The organism is Enterococcus cecorum (assembly GCF_052119425.1).
GTDB lineage: Bacteria > Bacillota > Bacilli > Lactobacillales > Enterococcaceae > Enterococcus_E > Enterococcus_E cecorum_C.
The window spans coordinates 1-11735 of sequence record NZ_JBQKFH010000054.1; the positions used below are offsets into that span (position 1 = coordinate 1).

An 11735-nucleotide genomic window follows, 5' to 3' on the forward strand; every position below is an offset into this window, starting at 1 on the left:
AAATTGATTTTGCTAGCTATTGCTTGCATGTATTTTTCTTTAACTCAAAAGTTAAAGACCCTACACATTGGTTGTTTGCATTTATTTGTTCAGTTTTCAAAGGTCTACTTTGTCGTTTAGCAACAACTCTTATATCATACTCAAGTCTCAACAGTTTGTCAAGAACTTTTTTGAAATATTTTTTAAGTTGTCACTCGTTCAATCAGCGACTTTCATATCATAACAAATGTTCAATTCATTGTCAAGCTTAATTTTTAAAAACTTTAAAACGTATTGAAAGTTTATTTTATTTAGCCGTTTGATTTCAGCGACTTTGTTAGAATATCACGATTCAAATGATGCGTCAAGGGATTTTTACAAAAAAAGTTATAAAAACGTTTCCGAACATCCAAAACTATTCATTAGGAAATAATTTCAAGTAGTCACCATAGCCTTTGTCAGCCATTTCTGCTTTTGGGATAAATTCTAAAGCAGCAGAATTAATACAGTAGCGTAATCCACCTTTTTCAACAGGTCCATCGGTAAATACATGTCCCAGATGACTATCGGCTGCTTGACTGCGTACTTCAATTCGATGCATGTTATGTGAAAAATCAGCTTTCTCTTTAATAACTTGTCGACTTACAGGTTTTGTAAAAGCTGGCCAGCCACATCCTGAATCATATTTATCTAGTGAGCTAAACAAAACTTCTTTGCTGACAACATCGACATAAATTCCCTCTTCAAAAAATTGATCATATTTGCCACTAAATGGATACTCAGTAGCATTTTCTTGGGTTACACGATAAGCTAAATCGGATAATTGCGCTTTTTCTTTTTCATATGCGTCCATTAGAATCACCTCTGATTATTTTTTATTATTGTATCAAAACTTAGTAAAATACGCACAAAAAAGGTCTCCAAAAACGAAGACCTTTTGTTTAGCTACGTAATAAAATTAAAAGTGCGGTTAATAAGACGAATACTAAAATAGTAATGGTGTCTAATAATTGCCATTCCAATTTACGATATTTCGTCCTACCATCGCCACCTTGATAGCCACGTGCTTCCATCGCATAAGCTAAATCAATTGCTCGCGTAAAGCTAGAAACAAATAGCGGAATTAATAGTGGAATGATGGCTTTCATTTTTTGGATTAAATTACCTTCTGAAAAATCCACCCCACGTGCACGCTGAGCATTCATAATTTTCTCTGTTTCATCCATTAAGGTTGGCACATATCGTAAGGCAATCGATAACATCAAAGAGAATTCATGAACTGGTAATTTCAACGCTTTTAATGGCTTTAGTAAGGATTCAATCGCATCTGATAATTCCAAAGGCAAAGTGGTCAGTGTCAGAAGTGTAGACATAAAGATGATTAAGACAAACCGACAGAAAATGAAAATCCCATTTGTCACGCCGTACTCTGTTAGTCTAAAAATCCACCACTGCCAATAGATTGTACCGCCATTTGTGAAAAAGACCTGCAAAAAGACGGTAAATAGGATAAGGCCGATCAGCGCTTTTAAGCCACGAACAAAAAATACTAGATTAATTTTTGACAAGTAGATGGCAAAAAAGGTAAAAGCTGCGAGTAATAAATACGTTTGCCAGTTATTCGCCAAAAAGATAATCCCAATGAAATAAAAACTTGCGACCAATTTTGCTCGAGGATCCATCTGATGAATCAATGAATTGCCTGGAATATAGCGACCAAAAATCAATTTATTCATCACCCTCACCTCGCTGTCTAATAATTTCATCGGCTAAAGCTTGAGGCGTCAATGGTAATTGAGCAAACTTCATTCCTTTTTCTTGAAGTTTTAGCGCAAATTGAGTCGCTGTAGGTACGCCCAATTGCTTTTCATACAACCAATCGACATCTTGGAATAATTCTGATGGTGTTCCTTCTTTCACCACACGTCCTTTTTCTAAAGCATACACATAATCTGCATAATCAGCCACGTCATCCATCAAGTGCGTGACTAAAACTAGGGTTAAGCCACGTTCTTTATGCAAACGCCAAAACATATCCATCATTTCTTTACGCCCTTGAGGATCTAGGCCAGCTGTTGGTTCATCAAGCACAAGGACTTCTGGTTGCATCGCCAAAACACCGGCAATAGCAACACGACGCATTTGTCCACCTGATAAATCAAAAGGAGAACGCTCAAGATAGCTTTCATCTAATCCTACTAATTTCAATGTATCTTTCGCAATTTGATTTGCTTCTTCTAGACTTACACCAAAATTTTGTGGGCCAAAAGCAATATCTTTTTCTACTGTTTCTTCAAATAACTGAGATTCCGGAAACTGAAAGACAATTCCAACCTTTTTACGAATTGGTTTTAAGTTTTTATTATCGGTTTGCGGAGTAATCACACGTTCACCGATGTTTACGGTACCTTTCGTAGGTTTGAGCAAGGCATTTAAATGTTGTAGCAATGTTGATTTCCCACTACCAGTATGTCCGATTAAGGCTGTAAAACTTCCCTCTTTAATCGCCAAATTAATATCAAAGAGTGCTCGATGCTCAAAAGGGGTATTGGGTTGGTAAGTAAAATCTACTTGTTCAAAACGGATGTCCATAGCCAATCCACCATCCCTTCTTCAGTCATATATTCTTTAGGTACGTCCACACCACGAGCTTTTAGTGCTGACTTTAAGCGCTCTGGAAATGGCAAATCTAATCCTAGCTCAATTAATTTTTCACCTTGAGAAAAGATTTCTTCTGGCGTACCTTCTTGGATAAGTTCACCTTTTTTCATCACAAAAATTCGATTAGCATTAGCGGCTTCATCGATATCATGAGTAATCGATAAAACGGTTAAATTATTTTCTTCTTTAATTTTCTTCACTGTAGCAATCACTTCTAAGCGGCCTTCAGGATCAAGCATACTCGTTGCTTCATCAAGAATAATTACATTCGGTCTTAAAGCCACAATCCCAGCAATAGCGACACGTTGTTTTTGACCACCTGATAGTCTTGATGGTTCTTTGCGCATAAATTCGGCCATTCGCACTTGCTCTAGTGATTCTCTTACACGTACCAACATTTCTTCTCGCGGCACGCCTTGATTTTCCAAACCAAAAGCGACATCATCTTCTACAGTTGAGCCGACAAATTGATTATCTGGATTTTGAAAGACCATACCAACATTGCGACGTACTTCCCAGATGGTTTTTTCATTTATTTCTTGACCATTGACCTTGATACTTCCTGATTCAGGTAGTAACAAGCCATTAATCGTCTTTGCCAGGGTGGATTTACCCGAACCATTATGGCCAATTATCGCAATCCATTCCCCTTGATTAATGTTCAATGATACTTTATTTAAAGCAGGTGTTTGATCTTCTTCTTGATAGCGAAAAGTCAAATCCTTCATTTCAATTATTGGTTGCATCATTTACCCTCGTTTTTCATTTCGTTACAAGCCTTACCATACCAAAAAAACAGCAGAATTTCAATCTTTCTATCTCGTTTTATTGTCTTGACATAGATATTTAAGACAATAAAAGCGAATAGCTACACTTCTTGAGGGAAAAGTATAGACTATTCGCTTATAAGAGGAGGGATTTATTGATTGTTAGTGATGCCAACGACTTCTTCTGTCAAAGTATATCACGATACCAGCTAGTCCTAAAGATATGACACTTAACCATAGATAACCATTTTTTTGCGTTCCTGTAGCAGGTAAATGTTTTTTTGTGTTGGATTTGGCAACTCTAGTTAATTCTTTTTGTTTTACCGTTCCCTGTGTAGAACGTTTTTGATTATCAAATTTGCCACCACCACTATTCATAAAAAATCTGTCATCATTTTCCCTTTCTGCTGTATTAGGAACGCCTGGTTCTTCCGGCTTGTCCTCTGGTTCCGTCGGCGTTGGATCGGGTTCGTCCGGCTTGTCCTCTGGCTCCGTTGGTGTTGGATCGGGTTCGTCCGGTTTTTCCTCTGGTTCCGTTGGCGTTGGATCGGGTTCGTCCGGTTTTTCCTCTGGTTCCGTTGGCGTTGGATCGGGTTCATCCGGTTTTTCCTCTGGCTCCGTTGGTGTTGGATCGGGTTCATCCGGTTTTTCCTCTGGCTCCGTTGGTGTTGGATCGGGTTCGTCCGGTTTTTCCTCTGGCTCCGTTGGTGTTGGATCGGGTTCATCCGGTTTTTCCTCTGGCTCCGTTGGTGTTGGGTCCGGTTCATCCGGTTTTTCCTCTGGCTCCGTTGGCGTTGGATCGGGTTCATCCGGTTTGTCTTCTGGCTCCGTTGGCGTTGGTTCTGGTTCATCCGGTTTTTCCTCTGGCTCCGTTGGTGTTGGATCAGGTTCGTCCGGTTTGTCCTCTGGTTCCGTTGGGGTTGGATCGGGTTCGTCCGGCTTATCCTCTGGTTCCGTCGGCGTTGGATCGGGTTCTTCTTCCACAACAGTTTTCACTTTATTACTTTCCACATTTAACTCTGGCGTATTTTCATGAGTGACTGAAGCATGGTTGAGAATTTCGCCAGCTTTCTTTCTTAAAACTTTAGCGGTGAACGTAATTACTTGGGTTTGTCCTTGATCCAAATCAATCGGCACACTTAAGGTATTACCATCAAAACTTCCCGCATCCGTTTTTACAGCTTGCAAATCATCTGTGAGTTTATCAGTTAACATTCCTACCCATTTTGCCGTACCCGTATTTTCTACAGTAAGTTTATAAGTTAGGATATCCCCTGTTTTTGCCTCTGCCTTATCGACGGTTTTACTCACAACAAGTTTGCGAACGTGAATCTGGGTTTCAACTGTATTACTGCCTTTATTGAAATCAGGATTTTCAGCATTCACACCAGAAAATCTATTGACAATTTTACCGTCTTCTTCTTTTACAATCTTCGTCTTAAAGGATAGTTTCAATTCTTGGCCTGGCTTTATAGTCACCAAATAACGTAAACGATTGTCGTTCCAAACGTTTTCATCTGAGACTACTAAATTCGTGGCATTTTCCCATAGTTTATCCGTAATCGCCTTAGTGTTTACTTTGGTTGAGTTGGCAATATAATTGACATCTTTTTCAGGCAATACATCTTCCAACGTACCATACCACGTACCATCGCCAGTATTCTTCACATTGAAAGTATATTGAAGAACCTCTTTTGGATAGGCTGTTGTCTTATCTACTTCCTTAAGCACTTGTAAGACAGGTTTGGTTAATTCCCCTACTCCACGCGCTTCAACCACATTGGAGTCTAAAAGGAAAGTCTTGCCTTCCTGCGTTAAAAGCGAAGAATTATGACTCAATAAATCAGCTGGGTTATGACTGGCCCGCATTTGAATTAAGAGTTTCTTCACAGTATTTGCTTGCATTTCTTTCTTCAAGACAACTTTAATACTTTTCACCTTAGAAACATCGACATTATCTGTTAATGGTTGCCAATTTGCGGTGGTTAATTTTTGAATATCTTGCACCTCACTATAATATACGTCAAAATCCGGATCACTTTTGGCAATCTTTTTGAAAATCGCCCCATCCGTACTACCACGATCAATGATACGATCTTGGTCATTCATCGTATCCCCTTTATGCGGCAAAATATTGTAAAAGGCATATGGTTTACTTGTTTGTTTTGTCCGATTTTCCAAATTAATTTCATAATAGAATTCTTCCAATGGACTCACAATTAATGGATGCACCGATAAATCTTCTGGTGTATGACCAATCTTTTCGTGAATAATCACTTCTTCTGGCGGACCAAAATCCACTTTAGTCATTGCTTTCAAGACTGATTTACCCACAAACGTCCCTTTGCCATCCAAGTCTAACTGATTATTCTTCACAATAGTTGATTCATCTGCCCAACCGGATGTCGTCTTTAATACAGAAGGATCATACCAGTAAATATAATGATCTAATTGATGAACAGCTTTAGTCAAATATTTATTAAACTGAATTTGTTGTCGGAAAGCATAACGATATTTTTGAATCGGGTAATTTTCACCACTATCGATTTCTTTTAACGTCTTGGTAATAATCAAGGCCGTCTTATCAGTACCTAAATAATGATGGACCACTTTGTAACCCATATTTTCCAACGAACGATGATACTCATTAATCACATCGATGCCATCTGGTAAGAGCGTCACAATCGTAAATGGCATATTCTCATCGACACGGTTTGGCGTCAAAATATAAGTTAAACGCGTCTTATCTTCATTATGCGCTTCAATCGAGGTTTGCCAATTATCATCATATTCCACGCGCAAGGTTAAGAACGCCCGATTATAACTTCCAACAGCTTCTGTATATTTTTCACCAATTACCTTCCCTTGATCATCACTGTAATACACAAAGCCCCAGTTATGAAGCGTGGTGCTACTGGTTGATTCATCCGATGAGAAGATTCCTTTTGGCCACTTTTCATCAACGACTTTAGTTTTCACAGTCAAATACACATCAGTACGTGCTAAAATTGGCTTTTCAAAGGTCGCTTTTACATATTCAATATCAGAGGTTAAAGAAATCGCTTGGCCAGACTGAACATTGTCTTTCAGTAATCTAAATTGCGTTTCTCGTAAAGTTTTGCCATACAACTTGATGGTACCCACATCGACACCTTCTGGAATATGCACGGTTACTTCCTTGAGTTCTAAAGTCTTTTCACCCGCTGTTTGAATACTATCGCCCGTACCTTTATAAATTCGTGGACCATTATTATTAATCAAGTCCCCTAAACCATTAATGTAATACTTTTGGGCCGCCATTCTTTCTTCAAATTTAGGTGCGACTTTCCATTCCATTTCATTGTTGCTTTCGTCGAGTTCACCACCACCAGCAATCAATTTCTTATCGACACTACCTGAGCCGTATTTGGTTTGTTTGGCATAAGGCGTAAACCCAACAGAATGATTACCAATTTCATTTCCTTGTTCATCCAACAAAGAAACACTATTGATGATTTTTTGACCTAATTTCAAATGGCGAAGTTTGACAGGTAATCGTAGTTGTAATCTCCGTGTCCCGTGCTCTTGCATATATTTACCTACGTCTGGAAATGAAACAGTACGAGTTGCTTCATCATAGGTCCACGGAGCAGCTTCTGGGTCATCTTTATCAAATACCATGCCTTCTGGTAATACGTCTTTAATCGTTCCTACCGCGTGATAATAGACCCCATAATCATCAAACATGCCACCATTCGTTACGGTAATTAAATAGTAACAGGTCAATAACTCATCTAAATTGTTACTTGAATAAGTTGGATCATCTGCATCTGGCATCCCCACATCTTGACCCACATCATACCATGGCTGGTCAGAACCCTTAAAGACCACATATTTCGAAATATAAGGATCGTGCGTTTTGGCCGTAGCTTTTAGTTCACTGTAGCCAATTTTATGTTCACGTAGATACAAGGTGGAACTAACCGGTGTCTCACTACCTGGAGGCGTCGTATACATCACATGCTTAAAGATGATTGGAAAGGCAATAATTCCGCCACCAGCCACTGGATTATAATAGACTTTTCGAATATAATATTCATCATCGTCCATCGATTCCACATTCTTGACGCTATCTAGTTTTGGAATTTCCACACTACCGGCTTTCACATATTTTTTAGCAATTTTTATAATTGAATATACGCCGTCAGTCACTTTATCATTATCAAATTCTAAACGTTGATAAATACGAAATAGTTTACCTGTATAAACACTCAAACCTTCTCCATCTGGATCAAACTCTAAATAAAAGCTTACCTTTGTCACATCAATATCTAAAGGTGTCGAAATATCGCTCGTTGATGGACCAGAAGTAGCGACCTTACTTTGAACTTTAGGAGCAGCTAATGATTTCTTTGGCTGAGATGAGGTATTGGATACTTGAGTTTCAGTTGCACTTGAGTCTTGTGCTTTATTATCACTTGGAGTAACATTGTCAGTTGTCTTTGAAGTGGCAGTTGCATTTTCACTTGAGGTAACATTGTTCGTTGTATTTTGAGAAGTTACAGTTGAATTGCTAGTACTTGAAGCAGCAGTACTAGTAGTGACATTTGTTTGACTAACATTTGAATCAACCTGTGTAGTAGGACTTGAATCATTTGCTACAGAACTTTGATTTGTAGTAGGTGGTGAAGTCGTACTAGTATTAGAGACATCTTGCTTAGTTACTGAGGAAGACGGGTTCACGACACTCGTATTTGAATCTTGCGCATAGACCTCAGCCAAAACAAAACATGGACTCAGTAAACTTCCCAATAGTAAAATCAAAGTCCCAATAAAAATTATGAGTCTTTTCCCTATTTTAGACACAATCATTCCCTCCTTTGATTGTATTCGCTTACACTTAGTATTATATTAACAGTGATAAATGAATATTGATATAACAACATTCTTAGCATATTAATGGTTTTTGAACATCATTTTGAACATCACGAGCCAAATTATATCATCGCCACGCCTTAAAAATCAGGTATGGCGATGGTATTTTTATTTACTAAAAGTTTGCAAATTTGGCGAGTTTTTCAACTGTTTTTGTTTGCTGATCATCAGTAACATGAGTGTAAATATCCATTGTCATTTGAATAGATGAATGCCCTAGTCTTGCTTGAGCTTCTTTCATAGATACACCACTGGCAAACAACAGGCTTGCATGAGTATGCCTTAGGCCATGTAAATGAATGGTAGGCGTTTCTATCTTTTGTATTCTATTTTTAAGATTAATATTAACTCTAGCATAATATAAATAATCGCCGTGTAAATCAGTAAAAATCAATTCAGACCGTTTCCCATTCATGAATAGCATTTCTTTGTGAACAGTACGCCACGCTTTTAATACTTCCAAAGTCTTACTGTCTAGTAGAATTGTTCTAATGCTTGCCTTAGTCTTTGGAGTGGACGGCTTAAAGCCTTTTTCAGTCCTTGAAAGTGTTTTGTTTACCGATAGCGTGCAGGCGTTGAAATCAATATCCGACCAATTAAGGGCCAGGGCTTCATTGATACGTAACCCACTAAATGCCAAAAGACGAACTAAACAATAATAGAAAAACTCTTGATGGCGTTGTAATTCATTATCTGTTTTAGAACGACTTTCCAAATAGTCAAGAACAGTTTGTAACTCATCTTTTGTGTAAAATTGTTTCTTGTCTTTTTTTTGTTTAGCTTTTGGACGTACCACATATTCAAATGGATTTTTATCTACTAATTCAATAGATATAGCATATTTCATCACTCTAGAGCAATAAGCTAGAATTGTTGAATAGTTTCTAGACTTTTTGGCCCACTCATTCACAGATTTTTGCGCTTGTGCTATACTAATTTTGTTAAGTTTAGTATTGCCAAATTTAGGAAGTGCATAATTTTTAAAAAACGATTTAACCATAATCAGAGTACTTTCTTTTACGGTGGTTTGATAGCTTTCTAGCCATAAATTATAAAGCTCTTCAAAGGTCTTTATGTTTACGGTTGGTTTGCTATTTAGACCGCCGTTTTTTTCGTAGTCAATTAACAGTTGCTTATATGCCTTCTTTGCTTCTCTCTCAGTCTTGAAGCCCCTTCTTGTTGTTGAAATACGTTTGCCAGTTGCTTCATCAGTGCCAAGATATGCCCTAAATTGCCAATAAGTGCCATCGCCTTTTGTGTATTTCTTAAAAGTTGCCATTGTTTCCAGTCCTTTCTTAAAATCGAGCGTACACAAGAAAAAAGTGGAATGACTAAAATATTTAATGATGGCGATGGTGCAATTAATGCTGATCGTAACCCTTGAAGCCCGAGTGAAGCCCGAGAAACCAAATAACCGACATCGAGAAATGAACAGCGAGTGAACAGCGAGAAATTGACATATATAATAACAATTCAACGCGATGCAATAAAACGCAGGTATTCAAACGAACCGAGAGCGAACCGTGAGAAAATGAACGGCCAACCTAATAAAACCTAACTTTTTAAATAATTCCCCACGAGTGGAGAAGGTGAACTATCCGAAATTTAGGAAGCTTCCCAGTAAGTTGGGAATTTTGTAACGTTGCATAATTTCAAATGTTGAAACGTTGCAACATTTAGAAAACGAACATTTGCGTTCTCTAGCAATACATGAACAACCGTAGCTATAACTACCCTTGTACCCCCGTAGTTGTAAGTACATTGGTTAGTTAGTGGAGTCACAAAACGTTACCCCATGCCTACCTCAGAAAACCTAAGAATTTATTTGATAATTATAGCCACGTTTTGACAAATATCTGACTAGGCAAAACACCGACTTAGGGCGTAGTTGCAAGTACAGCCTTGTAATGCTAACTTTTGCTAACGTGGTGGGGTAAAGTTAGTCATTAGGTTTATTCTCTTTTTGCTGGGTGTACCATAAGTATTCAATGTACTTTTCAACTTCTCTTTGTCTAGAATAAGATAGTTTTGCCAACAATTCAAAAGTTCTTTCTTTTAATACTGTTTTTGACGGGAATACATCGTTGTCATCCATACCAAAAAAATTTTTTACCGCTCCTAATACGCTTAGCTTAGATATATATTCTTCTCTTTTTTTAAGTTCTTCATCTAGAAATTTTGTGAAATCATCACGACCAACACCACGTTCAAAGTTGTAACGGTCAACGGCTTCATTTAGTGCTTTTTCTTTCAATATTACATCATCAGCATAATTACTTTCTCTTAAAGATTGCAAATAACCATTGTAGCTATCAATTTTCATTCTAGTTGAGTATTTCCCTTTTGATAACCCTAGTGAAATTTGTTTGATATTATCATCACTAGGTTTTTTTCCATTTTCAAGTTGAGAAATATACGATTGAGATAACCCAGAAAGTTTTGCTAAATCATTCATGGTTAATTCTTCTAAATTTCTGAAAGATTTCATCTTATCTTTAAAAGAAACAAATGAACTCATATCATTTTCAACCACTTTAAACACCTTCTTTCTACACATAATTTTACCATAATATCACAATAACAACAATATCACTAATATTAATAATAATGTAAACAATATGTAATGTTTTTGTAATTGTTTATATCGTTATTAGTGATATAGTGATATTACAAAATTAAAAATATTTCGATATTAGTAAAGGAGAAATAATCTATGAAGGCGAATAATGAAATTAGAATGATGATTGAAAAAAATAATCTTAAATACTGGGAGGTTGCATACAAAATTGGCATATCTCAAGGTAATTTCAGTGTATGGCTTAGATTGCCTATGAATAAAGAACGAGAAGAAAGAACATTAAAAGCTATAAATGAACTGATTAAGCAGGAGGCCACGCGATGAATTTAGTATATCTAGACGGAAAGAAACAGCCGTACACCACAAGCGAGATTGTCGCAGAGTGTGCAGAAGTGCAACATCATACAATCACAAGACTAATAAGAGAAAACAAGGAAGATTTTGAGGCGTTAGGGGTTTATGGATTTGAAATCCAAAAAGTAGAAAATGGCAGACCTAAAAAGATTTACCATTTAAACGAACAGCAAGCAACCTTACTTATAACTTACTTAAAAAATACCGAACCAGTGAAGAAGTTTAAGAAAAATCTAGTAAAAGCATTCTTTAAAATGCGTGAAGATTTAGCTAAATACCGCCAACAATACGAGGCGAGCAAACCAACACAAAAGGCACTATCTCAAGCCATCGCAGAGCACCCACGCTATAAAGGAAGCGCAAGGCTAGGCATGAATATAGCCACAATGAACAGTAACATTATTAAGCTAGTCACAGGCGATAGACGCATAAAGAAAGCCGAGTTAAACGCTGAGGAGCTAGCAGAGTTTGAAACGCTGGAG

At 37.4% G+C, this 11735-nt stretch carries 9 protein-coding genes; 2 read left to right on the forward strand and 7 right to left on the reverse strand.

What is annotated here, in order from left to right; genetic code table 11:
- Positions 1-394: 394 nt before the first annotated feature.
- The 7 genes from msrB to ACTQZM_RS10755 form a co-directional block, all read right to left on the reverse strand.
- Entirely contained in the window at positions 395-832 is a 438-nt protein-coding gene (gene msrB / locus ACTQZM_RS10725; protein WP_441653761.1) for a peptide-methionine (R)-S-oxide reductase, read from the reverse strand.
- Between the two features lie 88 nt (positions 833-920).
- Positions 921-1718, reverse strand: a complete 798-nt coding sequence (locus ACTQZM_RS10730; protein ID WP_243199619.1) for an energy-coupling factor transporter transmembrane component T family protein — start codon at positions 1716-1718, stop codon at positions 921-923.
- Positions 1708-2571: an energy-coupling factor ABC transporter ATP-binding protein gene (locus ACTQZM_RS10735; RefSeq protein WP_047242114.1), complete on the reverse strand. Its 864-nt coding sequence runs from the start codon at positions 2569-2571 to the stop codon at positions 1708-1710. Before ACTQZM_RS10735 ends, ACTQZM_RS10730 begins: the two co-directional genes overlap by 11 nt.
- Positions 2547-3386 carry an energy-coupling factor ABC transporter ATP-binding protein gene (locus ACTQZM_RS10740; protein ID WP_060470861.1) on the reverse strand — a complete coding sequence of 280 codons (840 nt, stop codon included), beginning with the start codon at positions 3384-3386 and terminating at the stop codon, positions 2547-2549. The genes ACTQZM_RS10735 and ACTQZM_RS10740 overlap by 25 nt, the downstream gene beginning before the upstream one ends.
- Positions 3387-3569: 183 nt before the next feature.
- The gene (locus tag ACTQZM_RS10745) at positions 3570-8252 is read right to left on the reverse strand and encodes a hypothetical protein (RefSeq protein WP_441653762.1); all 4683 of its coding nucleotides are present in this window, start codon (positions 8250-8252) and stop codon (positions 3570-3572) included.
- Positions 8253-8436: 184 nt separating this feature from the next.
- Positions 8437-9600, reverse strand: coding sequence for a site-specific integrase (locus tag ACTQZM_RS10750; protein WP_441653763.1), 1164 nt, complete (start codon positions 9598-9600; stop codon positions 8437-8439).
- 660 nt (positions 9601-10260) lie between these two features.
- Positions 10261-10854, reverse strand: a complete 594-nt coding sequence (locus ACTQZM_RS10755) for a helix-turn-helix domain-containing protein (protein WP_441653764.1) — start codon at positions 10852-10854, stop codon at positions 10261-10263.
- Between the two features lie 180 nt (positions 10855-11034).
- Here ACTQZM_RS10755 and ACTQZM_RS10760 point away from each other — a divergent pair, with 180 nt between their 5' ends.
- Together ACTQZM_RS10760 and ACTQZM_RS10765 are read left to right on the forward strand one after the other, a co-directional pair.
- The gene (locus ACTQZM_RS10760; RefSeq protein ID WP_248626416.1) at positions 11035-11223 is read left to right on the forward strand and encodes a hypothetical protein; all 189 of its coding nucleotides are present in this window, start codon (positions 11035-11037) and stop codon (positions 11221-11223) included.
- On the forward strand, positions 11220-11735 hold a 516-nt coding region (locus ACTQZM_RS10765; protein WP_441653765.1), incomplete at its 3' end, for a Rha family transcriptional regulator. The genes ACTQZM_RS10760 and ACTQZM_RS10765, both read left to right, overlap by 4 nt.

What these genes read in the sequence shown, in the direction of transcription:
- msrB (WP_441653761.1), bottom strand. Translation starts at nt 832, where the DNA reads ATGGACGCATATGAAAAAGAAAAAGCGCAATTATCCGATTTAGCTTAT.
- ACTQZM_RS10735 (WP_047242114.1), bottom strand. Translation starts at nt 2,571, where the DNA reads ATGGACATCCGTTTTGAACAAGTAGATTTTACTTACCAACCCAATACC.
- ACTQZM_RS10740 (WP_060470861.1), bottom strand. Translation starts at nt 3,386, where the DNA reads ATGCAACCAATAATTGAAATGAAGGATTTGACTTTTCGCTATCAAGAA.
- ACTQZM_RS10750 (WP_441653763.1), bottom strand. Translation starts at nt 9,600, where the DNA reads ATGGCAACTTTTAAGAAATACACAAAAGGCGATGGCACTTATTGGCAA.
- ACTQZM_RS10760 (WP_248626416.1), top strand. Translation starts at nt 11,035, where the DNA reads ATGAAGGCGAATAATGAAATTAGAATGATGATTGAAAAAAATAATCTT.